This is a genomic window from Rhizobium leguminosarum bv. viciae USDA 2370, from assembly GCF_002008365.1.
Classification (GTDB): domain Bacteria; phylum Pseudomonadota; class Alphaproteobacteria; order Rhizobiales; family Rhizobiaceae; genus Rhizobium; species Rhizobium leguminosarum.
Genome location: NZ_MRDL01000015.1, coordinates 267701 through 288441, shown reverse-complemented (window position 1 = coordinate 288441; position 20741 = coordinate 267701). Strand labels below are relative to the sequence as shown.

The window sequence follows — 20741 nt, the reverse complement described above, 5'->3', positions numbered from 1 at the left end:
ATATTTGCGGCTTTGTCGCGCGTGTAAAGAGGTTCATCCTGCAAAAACGGAATGAGCCGGAGTTTCCCAATGCCGCAAGCCTTCGTTTCCCCAGACCGCATCCGATCGCTGTTCACCGAGGCGATGTCGCAGATGTACCGGGCGGAGGTGCCGCAATACGGCACGCTGATCGAACTGGTGGCGGATGTGAATGCCGGCTGCCTCGAAAACGATCCCGATCTGCGCGAACGTCTGGCCCAAGCCGGCGAGCTGGAGCGCATCGATGTCGAGCGCCACGGTGCCATCCGGCTCGGTACGGCTGACGAGCTCTTCACCATCCGCCGGCTGTTTGCGGTCATGGGCATGCAGCCGGTTGGCTACTACGATCTTTCGGTCGCCGGCGTGCCGGTTCATTCCACCAGCTTCCGGCCAATCGACGAGGCAGCGCTCAACGTCAATCCATTCCGCGTCTTCACCTCGCTGTTGCGATTGGAGCTGATCGAGGACGAGGGGTTGCGCGGCGAAGCCGAAGCCATTCTGGCGAAACGGCGGATCTACACGCCGCGTGCCGTCGCGCTGATCGAGCGCCACGAGCAGAACGGCGGCCTGACCGAGGCGGAAGCGACGGAATTCGTCGCCGGGGCGCTGGAAACCTTCCGCTGGCATGGCGAAGCGACAGTCAGCGCCGAAACCTATAAGCGGCTGCATGATGCGCATCGGCTGATCGCCGACGTCGTCAGCTTCAAGGGGCCGCACATCAACCATCTGACGCCGCGCACGCTCGATATCGACGCGGTCCAGGCCCGCATGCCGGAACGCGGCATCACGCCGAAGGCTGTCATCGAAGGGCCGCCGCGCCGTCATTGCGATATCCTGCTGCGACAGACGAGCTTCAAGGCGCTGGAGGAAACGATCGCCTTTTCCGGTGATGACGGTGCGATTCAAGGGACGCATACCGCCCGCTTCGGGGAGATCGAACAGCGCGGCGTGGCGCTGACGGCGAAGGGCCGGGCGCTCTACGACCGGCTGCTCGCCTCGGTTCGCGGCGAGGTGCAGGTGGGCGCCGGCGGCGCCAAGGCCGGCGCCTACGACGACGAACTCGCCGCACGTTTCAAGGCACTCCCGGACAGTTGGGATGAGTTGCGCAGGGCGGATCTGGCCTTCTTCCGCTATGCCGCGACGCCTGCGGGCATTGCCGCCGCGGCCGGCAGCATGCTGCCTGGCGATCCGGAGGCGCTGATCGCCAAGGGTTACCTTGCCTTCACCCCGATCGTCTACGAAGACTTCCTGCCCGTCAGCGCGGCCGGCATCTTCCAGTCGAACCTCGGCACCGACCAGCAGCAGAACTACGCGACCCGCTCGAACCGTGACGCCTTCGAGGCAGCACTGGGTGCTACCGTTCAGGACGAGCTGGCACTTTACGCCGAACGCCAGGCCGCATCGCTGGAATCGGCGCTGGCCGCGCTCGACCTTGCGGGCCTGCCGCTGAAGACCGTTGCGTGAAATGGCAGGTTCAACACTTTCTCTTATGCATTAGAGTATCCGCGATTTCGCTCTGATCGGACTGAGCCATGCTGAATGATCCGCGCTCCCACGGCCTCTGGGAAAAGACAGCGCCCGAAGCGCCGACGACCTCGCCTCTCGATGGCGCGATTTCGGCCGACGTCGTCATCGTCGGCGGCGGTTACACCGGCCTCTCTTCCGCCCTTCATCTTGCCGAAGCCGGGTCGAAGGTGGTGTTGCTGGAGGCCAAGGAGATCGGCTTCGGCGGTGCCGGGCGCAATGTCGGGCTGATCAATGCCGGCATGTGGGTGATGCCCAACGATCTGCCCAGCGTGCTCGGCCCGGTGCATGGCGAACGTCTGCTCGATCTACTCGGCAATGCGCCGAAGCTCGTCATGGAGCTGATCGACAAGCATCAGATTGCCTGCGAACTCGAACGGAACGGCACGCTGCATTGCGCGGTCGGCGCGGACGGGCTGAAGGAGATCGAGGATCGCGCGGCGCAATGGTCCGCCCGCGGCGCAGCCGTGACGCTGCTTGATGCGGCGGAAACGGCAAAACGCATCGGCAGCGATGCCTATACCGGTTCGCTGCTCGACAAACGCGCCGGCACGCTGCAGCCGCTTGCCTATGCGCGCGGCCTTGCCCATGCCGCCGTCAAGGCCGGCGTCGCCATTCATACATCCAGTCCGGTCATCGCAACGGAGCGTAACGGCAGCCGCTGGACCGTGAAGACGGCAAGCGGCGAAGTCAGCGCTGAGTGGATCATCGTCGCAACGGATGCCTACAGCACCGGCCCATGGGAGCAGGTGCGCAGCGAACAGGTGCATCTGCCCTATTTCAATTTTGCCACCGTGCCGCTCGGCCACAATCTGCGTCAGTCGATCCTGCCTGGGCGCGAAGGCGCCTGGGATACCAAGGAAATCCTCTCCTCCTTCCGCATGGACCAGGCCGGCCGGCTCGTTTTCGGCAGTGTCGGGGCGCTGCGCAATACCGGGCTTGCCGTGCACAAAGGATGGGCCAAACGCGCATTGAAGCGGCTCTTCCCTATTATCGGCGATGTCGAATTCGAGTGCGAATGGTATGGCCAGATCGGCATGACCGACAATGCGCTGCCGCGCTTCCACAAATTCGCCCCGAATGTCGTCGGCTTTTCGGGTTACAATGGCCGCGGCATTGCGCCTGGCACGGTCTTTGGCCGCACGCTGGCGGAGCATATCCTCGGCCGGATTGGCGAAGCCGATCTGCCGCTGCCGCTGACCGCGCTCAGCGAACCGAGCTTCCGTGCGCTCAAGGAAATATGGTACGAAGCCGGCGCTCAGGTCGCCCATTTCGCCGATGCACGCTTCTAAGCACAATAAGATTGGAAACACGACAATGACCATCGCCGTCCTCGATCTCGCCACAGAAACCGCCAAGCTGCTTGCCGAACTCGGCGTCGATGCCAGCCGCTATCACGGCGGCACGCTTTCCGTCACCTCGCCGGTCACCGGCAAGGAAATCGGCAAACTCAGGGAAGATTCCGTTTCCGAGACGAAAGCGGCGATCGAAGCGGCGCACCAGGCTTTCCTCGAATGGCGTGCCGTGCCGGCGCCGAAGCGCGGCGAACTGGTCCGCCTGCTCGGCGAGGAGCTGCGCGCCGCAAAGACGGCGCTCGGCCGTCTCGTCTCGATCGAGGTCGGCAAGATCACCTCCGAAGGCCTCGGCGAAGTGCAGGAGATGATCGACATCTGCGATTTCGCCGTCGGCCTTTCCCGTCAGCTCTACGGCCTGACGATTGCCACCGAGCGCTCCGAGCACCGGATGATGGAAAGCTGGCACCCGCTCGGCGTGATCGGCATCATCTCCGCCTTCAACTTCCCTGTTGCCGTCTGGTCGTGGAATGCGGCGCTTGCGATGGTCTGCGGCAATTCCACCGTCTGGAAGCCTTCGGAAAAGACGCCGTTGACGGCGCTTGCGGTGCAGGCGCTGTTCGAAAAAGCGCTGAAGCGTTTCGTCGCCGAGGGCGGTAGCGCACCGGCCAATCTGTCGACGCTGATCATCGGCGGTCGCGAGGTCGGCGAAGTGCTGGTCGATCATCCGAAGATCCCACTGGTGTCCGCCACAGGCTCGACGGCCATGGGCCGCGCCGTCGGTCCGCGCTTGTCGCAGCGATTTGCCCGCGCCATTCTCGAGCTCGGCGGTAACAATGCGGCGATCGTCTGCCCGACGGCCGATCTCGACCTGACGCTGCGCGGCGTCGCCTTCTCCGCCATGGGCACGGCCGGCCAGCGCTGCACGACGCTGCGCCGTCTCTTCGTTCATGACAGCGTCTACGACCAGCTGGTGCCGCGCCTGCAGAAGGCCTACGGCTCCGTCACCATCGGCAATCCGTTGGAAAGCGGTACGCTTGTCGGACCGCTGATCGACGGCCAGGCTTTCGAAAAGATGCAGGCTGCGCTTGGCGAGGCGAAATCGGCCGGCGGCACGGTGACCGGCGGTGACCGCGTCGAAAGCGGTTCGGCTGACGCCTACTACGTTCGCCCGGCGCTTGTCGAAATGCCCGATCAGACCGGGCCGGTCGAGCACGAGACCTTCGCGCCGATCCTCTATGTGATGAAGTATAGCGATTTCGACGAGGTGCTGGCGCTACACAATGCCGTGCCGCAGGGACTGTCGTCGTCGATCTTCACCAACGACATGCGCGAGGCCGAGACCTTCGTGTCCGCCCGCGGTTCGGATTGCGGCATCGCCAACGTCAACCTCGGACCATCCGGTGCCGAGATCGGCGGCGCCTTCGGTGGCGAGAAGGAAACCGGCGGCGGCCGCGAATCCGGCTCGGATTCCTGGAAGGCCTATATGCGCCGCTCCACCAACACGATCAATTACGGCAGGACGCTGCCGCTTGCGCAGGGCGTCAAGTTCGACGTCGAATAAGCCGGCTGCAAAAGTCTGCAAAGAGAGGCGGCGCTCGGGAAGCGTCGCCTTTTTTGCCAAATCGAGATTTATTCCCCTGTAATATGAAATATTTAGTCAAGATATTGTGATGGCTTTTCTGGCCAAGCCAAACTTGAAATTCGCAGTCAGGAAAAATATACGCCTCTCATCGCCCTTGGAGAGCTCGGGTGACATCGTCACGGAGGCCATCATGAACATTGCTCTTAACCGTTTTTCCCTCGCGCTTGCCGCTTCGCTTCTCTCCGCCACTGCGCTCGCTGGCAGCGCTAGTGCGCAGGACGAAGGTCTCGTCGTTTACAATGCCCAGCACGAAAGCCTGGGCCGTGAATGGATCGATGCCTTCACCAAGGAGACCGGCATCAAGGTCACCATGCGCCAGGGCAGCGACATGCAATTCGCCAACCAGATCATCCAGGAAGGCGACGCCTCTCCCGCGGATGTCTTCCTGACCGAGAATTCGCCGGCGATGACGCTGGTCGATGGCGCGGGCCTCTTCGCCCCCATCGAAAAGGAAACGCTGGATCAGGTTCCGGATCAGTATCGCCCGGCCGACGGCATGTGGACCGGCATTGCCGCCCGTACCACCGTTTTTGCCTATGACAAGACCAAGCTCACCGAAGAGAAGCTGCCGAAGTCGATGCTCGACCTCGCAGATCCGGCTTGGAAGGGCCGCTGGGGAGCAGCACCTGCCGGTGCCGACTTCCAGGCCATCGTCGCCGCCCTGCTGCAGCTCAAGGGCGAGCAGTCGACGGCCGACTGGCTGAAGGCTCTCAAGGAAAACGCCACGCCCTACAAGGGCAACAGCGTCGCCATGAAGGCGGTCAACGCCGGCGAAGTCGAAGGGGCGATCATCTATCACTATTATTGGTTCGGCGATCAGGCCAAAACCGGTGAGAACAGCAAGAATGTCGGCCTGCACTACTTCAAGAACCAGGATCCGGGCGCTTTTGTCAGCGTTTCGGGCGGCGGCATCCTGAAGTCCACGCAGCACATGAAGGAAGCCCAGGCTTTCCTGAAGTTCCTAACCAGCAAGGCCGGCCAGGCAGTCCTCAAGGACGGCGATTCCTATGAATATGCCATCGGCAAGGATGCGCCTTCCAACGACAAGCTCACTCCGCTTGCCGATCTCAATGCTCCGAAGGTCGAAGCTTCGACCCTCGACAGCAAGAAGGTCGTGGAGCTGATGACGGCCGCCGGCTTGATCTAAAGCGTGGCGCGCCACACTTTAGATCTGTCGTTTTCCGCATGTCGTCGTCGCAAAACCGCGGCACACTTTTGCGCGACATGCTTAGACCTTTCTGCCGCAGGCGTCATCCGGCCAAAACTATTGCATTTAGCTCAAGAAAACCTTAGGGCATGACGATATCCGGCAACCGCCTTTCCAAGGCGGTTGCCTTCCTTTTTCAGCGTGTAAAGGCATCGGCCTTGCTGCAGGACAACAGATTGCTCGCATCCGGCAACCAGGCGCCGGTCGCGCCGAGGGCCACGCGAATGGCTTTGCCACGCGGACGCATGCCGCACGCTTCCGTGATCCTCCTCGCAACCATCGTCGCGATCTTCAGTCTCGTGCCGCTCGGCTTCATCGGCTGGGTGACCTACGATGTCGGCTGGGAAACGGTGAAGGCCCTGGTCTTCCGACCGCGCGTCGGTGAACTTCTCGTCAATACGATTCTCCTGGAATCGATCACCATCCCGGTGTCGATCGCGCTTGCGGTGACGCTCGCCTGGCTGACCGAGCGGACGGACATTCCTTTTGCCCGGCTCTGGGCCTGGCTGGCGATCGCTCCGCTCGCCGTGCCCGCCTTCGTGCACAGTTATGCCTGGGTCAGCCTGGTTCCCGGCATGCGCGGCCTGCAGAGCGGCGTCTTCGTCTCGGTCATCGCCTACTATCCCTTCCTCTACCTGCCGGTCGCAGCAGCATTGCGCCGCCTCGATCCGGCCATCGAGGATGCCGCGGCTTCGCTGGGGCTCAATCCGTGGCGGGTCTTCTTCCGGGCCGTGTTGCCGCAGCTCAGACTCGCCATCTGCGGCGGCTCGCTGCTGATCGCGCTGCATCTGCTTTCGGAGTACGGCCTGTTCGTCATGATCCGGTTCGACACTTTCGCGACGGCGATCGTCGACCAGTTCCAGTCCTCCTACAACAGCCCGGCTTCCAACATGCTCGGCGGCGTGCTCGTCGCCTGCTGTCTTTTTCTGCTCGGCTTCGAGGTGTTGGTGCGCGGCAACGAACGTTATGCCCGCGTCGGCTCGGGCTCGCCACGCCCCACGGACCGCCGCCGGCTGGGCTGGTTCGTGGTGCCCGCCGTTTTGCTACCTGTCATCCTGGCGGTACTGACGCTCGGCGTGCCGCTGGTGACGCTTGGCCGCTGGCTCTATCTCGGCGGCACCGATATCTGGCGCATCGAAGTCGGCAACGCTTTCCTGCAGACGATCGTGCTTGCCATTGTCGGCGGCGTGCTGGCGACGATTGCCGCAGCACCGATGGCCTGGCTTTCCGTGCGGGCGCCCGGCCGCCTCCAGCGCGTGCTCGAAGCCTGCCATTATTATGTCGGCTCGCTGCCGGGCGTCGTCGTGGCGCTGGCGCTGGTGACGATCACCGTGCGTCTCGTGCTGCCGCTCTATCAGACCTTCGCAACGCTGCTCGTCGCCTATGTGATGCTTTTCCTGCCGCGGGCCATGGTCGGGCTGCGCGCCAGCATCGCCCAGGCCCCGGTGGAGCTGGAGCGCGCCGCGATGGGCCTCGGCCGCACCCCAGGCCAGGCGTTGCGGCAGATCACCATGCGGCTTGCCGCACCCGGAGCGGCCGCCAGCGTCGCGCTGGCCGCACTCGGCATCACCAATGAACTCACGGCAACATTGATGCTGTCGCCCAATGGCGTGGATACGCTGGCGACGAAATTCTGGTCGCTGACCAGCGAGATAGACTATGTCTCGGCCGCCCCTTACGCCTTCATGATGGTCGTGCTGTCGCTGCCGCTCACCCTGATGCTCTATACCCAATCGAAACGGACCGCCGGCCAATGACGCTGCTCACGATCGAGAACATCAGCAAGCGCTATGGCCCCGTCCAGGCGCTGAAGGATATTTCGCTCGAGGTCTCGGCCGGAAGCCGCACGGCCGTCGTCGGCCCGTCCGGTTCGGGCAAGACGACGCTGCTGCGCATCATTGCCGGCTTCGAGCAACCCGATGTCGGCAGAGTGACGCTGGATGGCGACCTGCTCGCGGACGGTCCGGCGACAGTACCGGCACACAAGCGCGGTATCGGCATCGTCTCGCAGGACGGCGCGCTGTTTCCGCACTTAAGCGTTGCCGAGAATATCGGCTTCGGCTTCGAACGAGGCGCAGCCGATCGCGAGAAGCGCATCGTCGAGTTGCTCGACATGGTCGAGCTCGACCGCGGCATGCTGGCGCGGCGCCCGCATCAGCTTTCCGGCGGGCAGCAGCAGCGTGTGGCGCTGGCCCGCGCGCTCGGCCGCAAGCCGCGGCTGATGCTGCTCGACGAACCTTTCTCGGCACTCGATACCGGCCTGCGAGAAAACATGCGCAAGGCGGTTGCGCGCGTGCTGCAGGCGGCCGGCATCACCACCATTCTCGTCACCCATGACCAGGAAGAGGCGTTGACCTTTGCCGATCAGGTCGCAGTGCTCAGGGAAGGACGGCTGATCCAGGCCGGATCGCCGCAATCATTGTATCTGCATCCGCGCGATCGCGAGACGGCACTGTTTCTCGGCGATGCCGTGCTGCTTCCCGCCATCATCCGAAACGGCCTTGCCGACTGCGCCCTCGGCCGCGTCGCCGTCGAGGGCAGTCGTCAGGGCAAGGCCGAGATCATGCTGCGGCCCGAGCAGATTCGTGTCGTTGCCGATGACGGCGATCGCAACTATGGCGGACGTGTCGTCGAGGTGGAGTTCGGCGGTGCGGTCTGCACTGTTGCGGTTTCGCTCGACGGCGTCGCCTTGCCGCCAATCCTGATCAAGACCTCGAGCGTCGCGCTTCCGGCGCGAGGCGACCTCGTTCGCCTCGACATCGCCGGCAAGGCGCATGTCTTCGAGAGCTAAACCAAGAGCCCGCACCTCCTATCGGACGCGCGGGCTCTGTTGTTTTCGTTTTCGCGTCATCCTCTCCGGAAATCCGCTTCGATTTCCGGGCTTGTGCGCTAGCCGAACTTGCGCACCACTTCTTCCGGCTCGATGCCTTCGAGCCAGCCACCGGTAAAGCCGGCGCGCTCGAGGCCGAGACGGATGACCGGCGATTGCCGCATCAGCTTCCAGATGAAGTCGGAGCGCTCGTTCTCGATGGTCATGACGACAAGACCCTGGTCGATGCCGACGGTGCGGTCGTCGACCCAGCCTTCCGGCCGCTTGGTCTTGACGGTCGGGTTGAAGCCACCAGGGAAGCCGCCTTCCAAGAGCAGGTTCGGATAGGTGGTCAGAAGCGCCTTGGTGCCGTCGAGAGCCGCCTGCCGGTCGTAGGGCAGGCAGGCAAGTGCTGCCCAAGGTGCGATCGTGCCGTCATCCGGGCCGAGCGGTGCGCCACGTGCAGCATAGCCCAGAACCTTCGGCTGGCGGCCGCCGCGCATGCGTCGTGTCGGCGGGGGGCCGTCACAGGCAGAGAAACCCCAGATATTCCTGTTGTAGCCGACGAACTGACCGGGATTGCGCTCGGCATAGTCACGCTGGACGTCAATCATCACCTGCGTGTTGCGGAAATAGTCCCAGTTTCGCTCCGCCATCGGCTTGTCCTGAATGGTGCGGAAATCGATCCAGGCATGCGAGAAGAGGTGGATGAAGAGCGGCCCGGCATAGAGATAAGACTGCTCGCCATGCAGCATCCAGGAATAGCTTGACGTGAAGGCGTCGTAGCTCGATTGCGGGATCGGGTGCGTCGGCGAAGCGAGCGCCAGCGTATAGAGAATGATCGCCTCGTCGAAGCCATGATAGCGCCAGCGCAGGAAGCCGGAAGAGGGCTTCCAACCCATGGAAATGGTGTCACCCTTGTTCAGCGCCCAGCGCCAGTCGACGCGCTCGTAGATGAAGGTGGCGAGTTCACGGATTTCAGTCTCCGTCTCGTCGTCTTCGCGATTGAAATACTGTGCGGCCGTGAGGATGCCGGCGACGAGCAGCGCCGTATCGATGGTCGAAAGCTCGCTGTTCCAGGCGCGATGGCCGGTGTCCATGTGCAGGAAGTGGTAGAAGAAGCCGCGGTAGCCGGTGGCGTGGCGTTCCTCGCCCTGGCGCGCCTCGGCGAAGAACCGCAGCGTATTGACCGTGCGTTCGGCTGCCTCCTCGCGGCTGATCCATAAACGCTCGACACCAACAGGATAGGAGGAAAGCGCAAAGCCGACGGCTGCGATGCTGCACGGAACCCCGCCGATCGATGTGTCCGCCACAAGGCCATTTTCGGGATTGGTATATTTCAGGAAGTACTTGAACGCCGAATGCTGCAGCCTGTCGACGAGCGCTGCATCAATGTCTTCAATCCGTTGCAGCATAGGCTCCTACCCAACTGTTGCATCGCCCCATGCTTGAACATGGGGGCCGTCCCCGGGCAAATCAAACCTTTTTGATTCGCAAGGATAAGAGAACACAAAAGGGTGGAATCGGTCGTTAATAATTATCGGTAAAATAATATCTAGCAGAAGTCATATAAGCGGTGCAGCAAAAAAGACGGCCCGCGTGCCACCAGGACGGGTTATTTTCCCGCAATACTTGTTTATCGGGTGCTCTGAAGAGAGGATTTCACGCTCAGGCGGCTTCATCGACCCGCACCAGATGGCCCGCCGTCACTTCCCGGTATCGACGCGGCGGGGCGACGTAGCCAACCGGGCGAACGGGGCTCTTGAGCTCGTCGGTTCCGAGGTTGCGCTTGATGCCGCGACGTGAGGGGTCGGGAACCGGCACGGCTGCCATCAGCTTCTTCGTGTAGGCGTGCTGCGGGTTGCTGAACAATTCCGCGCGCGGGCCGATCTCGACGATTTCGCCGAGATACATCACCGCGACCCGGTGACTGACGCGCTCAACCACCGCCATGTCGTGGGAAATGAACAGGAAAGCGAGGTTGAGGCTTTGCTGCAGGTCCATCAGCAGATTGCAGACCTGTGCCTTGATCGAGACATCGAGGGCCGAAACGCTTTCATCGGCGACGATCACCTTCGGATCGAGTGCGAGCGCGCGGGCGATGCAGATGCGCTGGCGCTGACCGCCGGAAAATTCGTGCGGGTAACGTTTCATCATGTCGGGTTTCAGCCCGACGCGTTCGAGAAGATCGGCGGCCTTGTCGCGGGCCTGGGCGCCGGTGCCGAGGCCATGCTCGGTGATGGGTTCGGCGACGGCGGCGCCGACGGTCATGCGTGGGTTGAGGCTGGCGAAGGGATCCTGAAAGATCATCTGGATGCTGCGGCGCATCCGTCGGAGACTGACCGCATCAAGGCTCAGCACGTCATAGCCGTCGAGGCTGACACTGCCGCCGTTCGGCTGGACGAGGCGGGTGATCGAGCGGCCGGTGGTCGACTTGCCGCAGCCGGATTCGCCGACCAGCGACAACGTCTCGCCCTGGAAGAGATCGAAGGAGACGTCCTCGACCGCATGGATCGCGCCCGTCGTGCGGCCAAGCAGGCCGCCGCGGATATCGAAACGGGTCACGAGGTTCTTGACTTCGAGGATCGGCGTCCGGCGGCGGTCGACGGTATCGGCCACCTCGACCGGCTCGCGGCGTTCACCGGTCGTGGTATCGACGACGGGGAAACGCAGCGGCCATTTCCGGTCGGCCATCGAGCCGAGGCGTGGCACGGCCGAGAGCAAAGCGCGGGTATAGGGATGCCTGCCGCGATGGAAGATGTCGTCGGTCGTGCCGCTTTCCACCGCCTCGCCGCGATACATGACGATGGTGCGGTCAGCGATTTCGGCGACGACGCCCATGTCGTGGGTGATGAAGAGAACGGACATGCCCTCTTCTTCCTGCAGCATCTTGATCAGGTCGAGGATCTGGCCCTGGATCGTCACATCGAGCGCCGTCGTCGGCTCGTCGGCGATCAACAGTTTCGGCCGGCTGGCGAGCGCCATGGCGATCATCACGCGCTGGCGCATGCCGCCGGAGAATTGGTGCGGATATTCGTCGAAGCGCGAAGCGGCGTTGGGGATACGGACCTTTTCCAGCAGGCGCACGGTCTCGGCCCGCGCCTCGGCCTTGCCGATCTCGCCGTGGCAGGTGAGCGCTTCGGAGATCTGGCGGCCGATGGTGAAGATCGGGTTGAGGGATGTCATCGGCTCCTGGAAGATCATGGCCGCGTCGTTGCCGCGCACCTGCCGCATCTCCTTTTCCGAAAGGGTGAGAACATCCTTGCCGTTCAAGGTGATGGCGCCATCGATGCGGCTCGATCCCTTGGCGAGCAACCGCATGATCGAAAGGGAGGTGACGCTCTTGCCCGAGCCGCTTTCGCCGACGATCGCCACCGTCTCGCCAGGCATGACGTCGAAGGAGACGTCGCGCACCACCGGCTTCCAGTCGCCATCGACGAGGAAGGAGGTTGTCAGGTTCCGGACGGAGAGAACCGGAGAGGCGGGGGCCGAAGAAACATCACGCATGTCGTTCCCTTAGTTTTATCTGATTCACGTCTTCAAAGGTGTGGCGAAGGAGGCGGAAGGCCTGCCTGCCGTGATGCGGGCCGCTTCCAGCGTCGCGATCTTTTCGTCGATCTCGCGCCTGTCGGTCATGCCGTTCGGATTTTGCCGCGTGGCCATCGTCTCGGCGACATGCAGGTAACGTTCACCCGCCACTGCATGGAGGCGGACAAGTTCGGCAAGCGGATCGGGATGATCGTCGGCGCGGATGCTCAGCCAGGGATAATCCTGATCGCGATGGATGACGAGGGCGGCGGACTGCCTGCCGCGCTTGTCGCCGCCGGCATCCTCGCCTGCCTGCATGGCCAGCAGCAGGCGTTCGGCCAGCGGCTTGTCCATCGCCTTGTTGTAGGTGGCAAGCGTCTCGGCGACGACGTCGGGACCCGCGAGCATGTTGCCGGCGACCGAGACGTTTTCGTCGATCAGATGCCCCGCCCAGTCGATGCACGCGGTGCCGGTGAAGGCGGCGTTGCGCCCCTTCGCATCGATGAGGTGCAGCTGCCGTTGATCGCGGCCGGCGTCACGCGCGGTCAGGTCGGCGATGATTTCCTCCGGCGCCTTGCCGGCGGCCAGCAGCGACAGGCCGTCGACGCCGTAAAGCGGGCTGACGAAGGCTTGCGTGGCGACGGCGCCGATGCCGCCGCGAATATACGGCACAAGGGCGCCGACGGCGAAGAAGCGGGTCGCGACGGCGATGCCGAGATGACCGGTCGAGGGATCACGGGCGACGATGGACCAGGTCATGGTTATCGTCCGATCGCATAGGCCTGCATCAGGCGCGGGGTGGCTGCGGCGCGCAACAGTCCGTCGCTATCGCGTCTCGCGGCGGTCAGCCGGCCGATCGTCCAGGGATCGGCGACCGTCAGCTTGTGGCCCTTGCGGCGCAGGGCATCAAGGACCTCGGGGCCGAAATTCGCCTCCGCCATCAGGCTGCCGGGTTCGCGGGTGCGGGGATAGAAGGAGCCTGGAAAATGCGAGGTGTGGAACAGCGGCTGGTCGATCGCCGCCTGCAGGTTCAGCTGGTGATGCGCATAACGCAGGAAGAAGGAGAGCTGCCACTGCTCCTGCTGGTCGCCGCCCGGTGTGCCGAAGGCCAGCGTCGGGCGGCCCTCGTAGAGGCCGAGCGACGGCGTCAGCGTCGTGCGCGGCCGTTTGCCGGGGGCAAGCGACGTCGGCAGGCCTGGTTTCAGCCAGAACATCTGGGCGCGGGAATTGAGGCAAAAGCCAAGACCGGGCACGGTCGGCGAGGATTGCAGCCAGCCGCCTGATGGCGTGACGGAGACCATGTTGCCGTCGCGGTCGATCACGTCGATATGCACGGTGTCGCCGCGCTTTTCGGAAAGATGCGCCATGGTCGGCTCGTAGACGGCGCCGGTTTTCGAATCCGCGCCGAGCATCGTCATCGTCAGATCATGCTGCGCCTCGAAGCCAGGCACGATGCCGGGGCGAAGATCGAAGGAGGCGTCTGCGCCGACCAGCTTGCGGCGCGCGGCTGCATAGGTCTCCGACAGCAGGTGCGCGACAGGGATCTCCGAGAAATCAGGATCGCCGTAATAGACATCGCGGTCGGCGAAGGCGAGCTTCATCGCCTCGACGACGGTATGGACGAAATCGGCGCCAACGGGGTTCATCGCGGCGAGATCGAAGCCCTTGAGGATCGACAGGGTCTGCAGGAAGACCGGACCCTGGCCCCAGGGGCCGATCTTGGCGATGGTCCAGCCATGATAATCATAGGTCAGCGGCTCCTCGATGGTTGCCGACCAGTTCGCCATGTCGTTGGCAGTCAAAACGCCCTTGTGGCGGTTGCCGCTCGCATCCATCACCTCTGCAGTTTTGAGATAGTCATCGATCGTCTCGGCGACGAAGCCGCGATAGAAGGCGTCGCGGGCCGCCTCGATCTGCGCTTCCCGGCCGCTTTTCGCCTCGGCCTCCGCGATGACGCGCTTCCAGGTTTCGGCAAGCACCGGATTCCTGAAATTCGCATGCGCTTCGGGCGTGCTGCCATTGGGCAGCCATGTCTTGTAGGAGGTCGGCCATTCCTTCTCGAAGAAGGCGGCGAGCCCCTCGATGGTGGCAGAGACGCGCGGCAGCATCGGATGGCCGTGTTCGGCGTAGTAGATTGCTGGCTCGAGCACCTCGCGCACGCTCATCGAGCCGTAGTCGCGCAGCATCAGCATCCAGCCGTCGAAGGAGCCGGGGATGACGGTCGCAAGCAGCCCGTCGCCGGGGATCAGGCTCAGGCCTTCCGCCGTGTAGTGTTCGATCGTTGCGCCGGCGGGGGCAGGCCCCTGCGCGCAGATGACCTCGACCTTGTCCTTCTTCTTCGAATAGATCACCGCCGGCAGGTCGCCGCCCGGGCCGCAAAGATGCGGCTCGACGATCTGCAGCACGAAGCCCGTCGCCACCGCCGCGTCGAAGGCGTTGCCGCCCTTTTCGAGAATGCTCATGCCGACCGCCGAGGCAATCCAGTGCGTCGAGGTAACGACGCCGAAGGTGCCGAGGATTTCTGGACGGGTCGTGAAAGCGGTCATGTCAAATGTCCTTTCGAGAAATCATGCTTCGCGCGGATCGAGCGCATCGCGCAGGCCATCGCCTAAAAGATTGAAACCGATGACGACGAGGAAGATCGCTGCACCCGGCCACATCGCCATCCATGGCGCCTGGGAGAGGAAATTCTTGGCGACGTTCAGCATCGAGCCCCAGCTCGGCGCCGGCGGTTGTTGTCCGAGGCCGAGAAAGGAGAGGCTCGCCTCGGCAATGATCGCCGTTGCGATCGTCAACGTCGCCTGCACGAGGATCGGCGCAAAGACGTTCGGCAGGATATAGCGGGTGATGATGCTCGAGGACCGGAGGCCGATCGAGCGGGCGCCCTCGACATATTCCTCGGTCTTGACCGAAAGCACCTGGCCACGCGTCAGCCGCACGAAGACGGGCATGGCCGAAAGGCCGATCGCAATCATCGCATTGGTCAGGCTCGGACCAAGAAAGGCTGCGAGCGCGATCGCGGTGATGAGGAAAGGCATGGCCAGAAAGGCTTCGGTGATGCGGGAGATGACCATGTCGATCCAGCCGCCGAAATAACCGGAGATAAGGCCGAAGGGCACGCCGATGACAACGGCGATCGCCACCGAGAAGACGCCTGCCATCAGCGAAGCCTGCGCGCCCCAGATCATCCGGGAAAGAATGTCGCGGCCGATGTCGTCGGTGCCAAGCCAATGGGCGGCGGAGGGGGCCTTGCGGATCGCCGACCAGCTTGTGGCGTTCGGATCGGGAATCGGAAGAAGGGGGGCGGTTACCGCGAGGATGGCGAAGAAGGCGATGATCGCAAGGCCGACGAGGGCGCCCTTGTTGGCCTTCAGCTTGCGCCAGGCGCGGCTCGGCGTGCGGTCGACCGCGGAGGGAATGCCGGTCTCTCCGATCACGGTCATAGGGCGGCCCTCATGCGCGGATTGAGCAGGACGTAGAGGATGTCGGCCAAGAGGTTCATCAGAATGAAGCCGATCGCCGTGCAGATCACCACGCCCTGGACGACGGCGTAGTCGCGGTTGAAGACGGCGTCGACGATGAGCTTTCCAAAACCCGGAATGGTGAAGATCTGTTCTGTCAGCACGGCGCCGGCGAGCAGTTCGCCGAAGAGCAGGGCGGTCAGCGTCACGATCGGCAACACCGCATTGCGGAAGCTGTGTTCGAGCACGACAGTGCTTTCCGGCAGTCCCTTGGCGCGGGCGGTGCGGATGTAGTCGGCGCTCAGCACACTGAGCATTGCCGAGCGGGTATGCCGCATCAGCGTCGCAGCCAGCGCGTTGCCGAGCACGAAGGAGGGCATCAGCATGGTTTCCAGCGAACGCAGTGGGTTGCTGAAGAAGGGTTCGTAGCCTGATGCCGGCAGCCAGCCGAGATTGACCGAAACCAGGAGGATCAACATGATGCCGAGCCAGAAATTCGGGATCGACAGGCCGGTCAGCGCGATGATGTTGGCGAGATAGTCGATCATCGTGTTCTTCTTGACGGCCGCCAGGATGCCCATCGGCACGCCGATCGCAAAGGCGAAGATCATCGACATGATGGCGAGCTGGATGGTGACCGGCAGCTTTTCGCCGACGAGTTGCAGAACCGGCTGGTTGGTGCGCAGCGAAATGCCGAGATCGCCCTGAAGGGCGGCACCCAGCCAGCGGACATATTGATAGGGCACGGGATCGTTCAGCCGGTATTTCTCGCGCAGGAATTCGAGAACCTGCGGATCGCGTTCCTCGCCGGCCATGGCGAGGATCGGATCGCCGGGCAGCAGCTTCTGCAGCGAGAAGACGAAGACCGAAATGATCAAAAGCGTCGGTATGGCGACCAAGAGCCGTTTGGCGATGTAGGTATACATGGGCGATCCTGACACGACCAAAGCATGTCGCGCAAAAGTGTGCAGCGGTTTTGCGATAACGACATGCGCAAACAAAAAGCTAAAGCGCGTGAAGCGAATCTGAAAGATTGCGACGCGCTTTAGAATCATGCGGCGGAGATTTCCGCCGCATGATTTTGCTTATGATCAGCCGGCTTTCTTGACGCCGACGAGGCGGATCATGCCATCCGGCGACGGGATGAAGCCGGTGATGTTCTTGTGCAGCGCCCAGATCCAGGACTGATGGCCGAGATAGATGATCGGCAGATCATCGTTGAGGATGACGGCGGCGGCATCATATTTCTGCTTGCGCACGGCATCGTCGGTCGATGCACGGGCTTCGTTCAGCAGCTCGTCCACCTCGGGGTTGCAGTATTTCGTGTCGTTGATGCCGCCCTTGCAGGTGATGAACTGGTGGATGTTGCCGTCGGGATCGACTCGGCCGGACCAGTCGGAACGGCTGAGCTGATAGTTGCCGGCGGTCTGCTCGCTCAGCAGTGTGGCGAATTCCGTCGATTTCAAGCTGACGTCGAAGCCGGCTTCGCCGACCATCGACTGGATGATCTGCATCATCTGCATGGCAACGGGATTATTCGGGATCTGCAGCTCGATCGGCACGCGGTCGAAGCCGGCTTCCTTGATCAGGGCCTTGGCCCTCTCGAGATCGCGGGCGGGGACGGGAATATCCTTGTCGAACCATGGACTGCTCGGCGGGAAGGGCTGGTTGCCGGAGACGGCTGTGCCTTCATAGACGATCTGGTTGACGGCATCGCGGTCGATCGCCAGCGAGAAGGCCTGGCGCAGGCGTTTGTCCTTGCCGAAAGGATTGTCGGCACGCGCACCATTGCCGATATTGGTATAGAGCGCCATGTAGCCGGTGCCGACGGCGTCGGCATAGACGAGGCTCGAATCCGCCTTCACGGCTTCAGCGTCGGTCGCCGCCAGGCGCTCGATCATGTCGAGATCGCCGGACCGCAGATTGGCGAGGCGCACCGTCGTATCCGGGATCGGCAGATAGGTCAGCTTGTCGATGAAGATCTTGTCCTTGTTCCAGTAGTCCTGGAACTTCTCGAGCACGATGCGGTCCTGCTGGACGCGCTCGACGAACTTGAACGGACCGGCGCAGACCGGGTGATCGCCGAACTTGGCGCCGAGTTCTTTGGCGGCCTTCGGCGAGACGATCATGCCTGCGCGGTCGGAAAGCTGGGCAAGGAGGGTGACGTCAGGCGCCTTGAGGGTGAACTTGACCTCGTATTCGCTTGTCGCCTCGACCTTTGCGACCGAGCTGAGCTCGCTCTTGCGGCGTGATTCCGGCAGGGTGATGTTGCGCTCGATCGTGGCGACGACGGCTTCGGCGTTGAAGGGGGTCTCGTCATGGAACTTGACGCCTTGGCGCAGCTTCATGGTGAGCTCTTTGCCGTCCGCCGACCAGCTCCATTCGGTGGCAAGCTGCGGCGCGATCTTCAGATCCGGTGAGACGTCGACGAGCTTGTCGCACATCGCGGTGTAGACGATGCGGCCGACGAAGGTACGCGACTGCGCGGGATCGAGCACGTCGGCATCGTCCTGCAGGCCGATCTTCAGGTCGACGGCGAAGGCAGGAAGCGCAAACAGCGCGCCGGCAACGGTGGCGGTCAGCAATTTGGCGATCTTCATTCCATTCTCCTCTGTTCTGTTTTGTTTGGTTTTTGCTTCCATTCCGGCGGTTATGGCCAGTCCGTGTTTTTTCTCCTGCTCACCCCGGTCAGGCGAGGGTCTTGTCGACCTCCGTTTCGCTATGATCGAGCGAGGTGATGCGGATGAGGCTTTCCTGCAGTGTCAGCAGATGCTGGCGCATGGCTTCGCCCGCCCTGGCAGGATCACGAGCGGCGATCGCATCGACGATTGCCGTGTGCTGGCCGAAGGTGACGGGCCGCGTCCGGCTGGCGCTGCGGGCGCGCTCACGGATCGTCTGCCAGGCCTCGTCCTGGCGCACCCGGTTGATGACGTCGAAGATGGTGAGGAAGAAACCGTTGCCGGCGCATTGGGCGATCTGGCGGTGCAGCGCCCCGTCCCAGAGTTCGCGTCCGTCGGCATCGGTGCTTTCGTAGATCTTCTTCACCAGATCGTACATGCGCTCGATATCGGCGGCCTTGGCGCGCATGGCGGCAAGCTGGGCGAGTTGCGGCTCGATGCGCAGGCGCACTTCCATGACCTCCATGAGATCGGTGCCGGCAACGATCGAGCCGACATGATCGCTCCAGCCGTCGGGGCGCGGGCCGGCATAGGTGCCGGAGCCTTGGCGGCGCCAGATGCGGCCCTCGGCCTCCAGCACTTCGAGGGCGCGGCGGACGGCACGGCGGCCGACGCCAAGCACTTCCGAAAGGGCGCGCTCGGTCGGCAGCTTGCCGTCGGCGTCGAGACTGTCGGACCGCAGCAGAGCCCTCAGCCTCTCCAGTGCATAATTCGAATTGCCCTGCGTCTCATCCATCGGCATTCGCTGAAATGGTCCGTACCAATTTTCTATTGGTTCAGTGCAAACCAAATCGCGCCGAGCGTCAAGCGCTTTTTTGTGCAAATCCAAATCTGCTTGTTTTTTGCTCAATTCCCGCTATTGCCGCGATACGGAAAACAGTCGATCGCGGCGACCGGGCGGCGCGATCGACAATGTTATTCAGAAAAATGCAATTGGTTCGGGTGAGCTCAGGCCGGCGTCGAGCGTGCGGAGAGAAAGACCTGTGGCTCGAAGGCAAAATCCTTGTCGAAAGGATAGGTCGGATGCTGCTTGCGCAGCCGCGGCAAGCGCTCGACGAACTGGTCGACGACACCTGTCGACAGCGCCATCAGGTTCGGATTGGCAATCGGCGCCAGTTCCGGCGAGAGATAGCCCGATTTGACGACGATGATCTTCGCCCGGTGCGGGTCGAGGCCGAGCCGGGTGAAATCAACGATATTGTGATAGGGCCGGCGCTTGGCGGAGAGCACCAGATCAATTCCACTGACCGAAACCACCGCCTGGCGGTCGGCAGGATCTGATGTCTCATGCAGGAACTTGACCGTGAAGCGGGCGATGACCGGCTTGCTGCCCTTGGTGTCGAGCGAGGCGCCGACGCTGAGCTCCAGTTCCGCGCCGATGCCTGCGGCATAACAGGCCTCGGTCGCCGCCTTGTCGGCGATGCCGGCAAAGACGACGCCGGTGGCATCCCTGGCGATCAGCTCGGCCAGTACATCGGCCCGGTCCCCGACGCCGCCGCCTGTGGGGTTGTCGCCGGATTCGGCAAGTACCACTGGCGCGGTCGGGCTTGCGATCGCCCTTTCGACGCATTCCTCGACCGAGCCGGTCTCGCAGCCGAAGACAAAGTCTTGGCGCGCATCCCAATAGGCCTTGGCGAGGCGTTTGGCCTCGCGCTCCAGCACGGCGCTGTCGGTGCCGGTCATGATGGCGGCGGCGGTGGTGCGCGGTTCGTCGGCCCAGACATAGCCGACCATCAGCGATGCGTCCCAGACGCCATCAATCGCATCGATCCCGGGCAGCATGTCATAGAGGCTCTTTGCCGGCTCATCGACGGTGCTGGTGCGCTCGCCGGGCAGCACGACCGGGATCGGCGCCCAGAGAAGGGTCGGCCTCACGCCGGTTTTCAAGCTCTTGACCAGCATGGAGACGGAGCGGCGCATTGTCTCCTCCACATCGATATGCGGCGCGGTGCGATAAGTGGAATAGATGTCGAGCGCATCGATGATGCGCTGCGTGACGTTGCCGTGCAGGTCGTAGCTGGCCGAGACCGTGCAATCCTTGCCGACCAGCGCACGGGCCGCACTGATCCAGTCGCCTTCGGCATCTTCCATGCCCTCGACATACATGGCGCCGTGCATGGCGAGATAGAGACCGTCAAGCGGCAGCATCGGCTTCAGCCGCTCGAGGAATTCGCCCTTGAAGGCCTCGTAGGTGGCGCGCGAAACCGGACCGCCGGCAATGGCGCGTGCATGGATGGTCGGCAAGAAGTCGGCGTCATAATCCTTGAGAAAGGCGAAATACGGTGCTTCCAGCAGCGACTCGCCACGCACCACGCGAAAATCCTTCTCTTCGTTCAGGACGGGATTGTATGTGCTGCATTCGGTATGAATGCCACCGACGGCGATGCGCATGGGAAACCTCAGTTGATGTTGGGAGCGATCAGGAAGGTGTTGACGGCGATGCTGGCACCCTGGCCCGAGCGCCGGCATCGACGCGCTGGGTGCGGATCGGTGTCGCTCGAAGGCGTTTGTGCTGCGATAAACTGAACATTCAGGGTCCGATCCGAAGACGCGTCCTTTTTGCCTCGACAATAAGTTTA

At 63.0% G+C, this 20741-nt stretch carries 15 protein-coding genes; 6 read left to right on the top strand and 9 right to left on the bottom strand.

Annotated features, from left to right (window positions below; translation table 11 throughout):
- Positions 1-51 precede the first annotated feature (51 nt).
- The 6 genes from hglS (at position 52) to BS629_RS07500 (ending at position 8477) form a co-directional block, all read left to right on the top strand.
- The gene (hglS, locus tag BS629_RS07525; protein ID WP_018244024.1) at positions 52-1482 is read left to right on the top strand and encodes a 2-oxoadipate dioxygenase/decarboxylase HglS; all 1431 of its coding nucleotides are present in this window, start codon (positions 52-54) and stop codon (positions 1480-1482) included.
- A 68-nt stretch (positions 1483-1550) separates the two neighbouring features.
- Positions 1551-2834 (top strand): NAD(P)/FAD-dependent oxidoreductase, encoded by a 1284-nt coding sequence (locus tag BS629_RS07520; RefSeq protein WP_018244023.1) that lies wholly within the window; start codon positions 1551-1553, stop codon positions 2832-2834.
- A gap of 25 nt (positions 2835-2859) precedes the next feature.
- Entirely contained in the window at positions 2860-4398 is a 1539-nt protein-coding gene (amaB, locus tag BS629_RS07515) for an L-piperidine-6-carboxylate dehydrogenase (protein WP_018244022.1), read from the top strand.
- A gap of 211 nt (positions 4399-4609) precedes the next feature.
- Positions 4610-5626 (top strand): iron ABC transporter substrate-binding protein, encoded by a 1017-nt coding sequence (locus BS629_RS07510; RefSeq protein WP_018517285.1) that lies wholly within the window; start codon positions 4610-4612, stop codon positions 5624-5626.
- Between the two features lie 149 nt (positions 5627-5775).
- Positions 5776-7443 carry an ABC transporter permease gene (locus BS629_RS07505; RefSeq protein WP_018244020.1) on the top strand — a complete coding sequence of 556 codons (1668 nt, stop codon included), beginning with the start codon at positions 5776-5778 and terminating at the stop codon, positions 7441-7443.
- On the top strand, positions 7440-8477 hold the full coding sequence (locus BS629_RS07500; protein ID WP_018244019.1) for an ABC transporter ATP-binding protein: 1038 nt from the start codon (positions 7440-7442) through the stop codon (positions 8475-8477). Before BS629_RS07505 ends, BS629_RS07500 begins: the two co-directional genes overlap by 4 nt.
- A 98-nt stretch (positions 8478-8575) precedes the next feature.
- On the opposite strand, the gene BS629_RS07495 is transcribed toward BS629_RS07500, so the two are convergent.
- From BS629_RS07495 to BS629_RS07455, 9 genes are all read right to left on the bottom strand, one after another.
- Complete coding sequence (locus BS629_RS07495) at positions 8576-9910, bottom strand: glucoamylase family protein (RefSeq protein WP_018244018.1); 1335 nt, start codon at positions 9908-9910, stop codon at positions 8576-8578.
- Positions 9911-10163: 253 nt separating this feature from the next.
- Complete coding sequence (locus BS629_RS07490; protein ID WP_018244017.1) at positions 10164-12002, bottom strand: ABC transporter ATP-binding protein; 1839 nt, start codon at positions 12000-12002, stop codon at positions 10164-10166.
- 24 nt (positions 12003-12026) lie between these two features.
- Positions 12027-12782, bottom strand: coding sequence for a DUF1028 domain-containing protein (locus BS629_RS07485; protein ID WP_018244016.1), 756 nt, complete (start codon positions 12780-12782; stop codon positions 12027-12029).
- A gap of 2 nt (positions 12783-12784) precedes the next feature.
- Positions 12785-14569, bottom strand: a complete 1785-nt coding sequence (locus BS629_RS07480; protein WP_018244015.1) for a gamma-glutamyltransferase family protein — start codon at positions 14567-14569, stop codon at positions 12785-12787.
- Positions 14570-14590: 21 nt separating this feature from the next.
- Positions 14591-15466, bottom strand: a complete 876-nt coding sequence (locus BS629_RS07475) for an ABC transporter permease (RefSeq protein WP_018244014.1) — start codon at positions 15464-15466, stop codon at positions 14591-14593.
- Positions 15463-16410, bottom strand: coding sequence for an ABC transporter permease (locus tag BS629_RS07470; protein WP_018448289.1), 948 nt, complete (start codon positions 16408-16410; stop codon positions 15463-15465). The genes BS629_RS07475 and BS629_RS07470 overlap by 4 nt, the downstream gene beginning before the upstream one ends.
- Positions 16411-16575: 165 nt before the next feature.
- Complete coding sequence (locus BS629_RS07465; protein WP_077988093.1) at positions 16576-18084, bottom strand: ABC transporter substrate-binding protein; 1509 nt, start codon at positions 18082-18084, stop codon at positions 16576-16578.
- A gap of 88 nt (positions 18085-18172) precedes the next feature.
- Complete coding sequence (locus tag BS629_RS07460; RefSeq protein WP_018244011.1) at positions 18173-18904, bottom strand: FadR/GntR family transcriptional regulator; 732 nt, start codon at positions 18902-18904, stop codon at positions 18173-18175.
- A gap of 206 nt (positions 18905-19110) precedes the next feature.
- Positions 19111-20553, bottom strand: coding sequence for a M81 family metallopeptidase (locus tag BS629_RS07455; RefSeq protein ID WP_018244010.1), 1443 nt, complete (start codon positions 20551-20553; stop codon positions 19111-19113).
- Positions 20554-20741 lie beyond the last annotated feature (188 nt).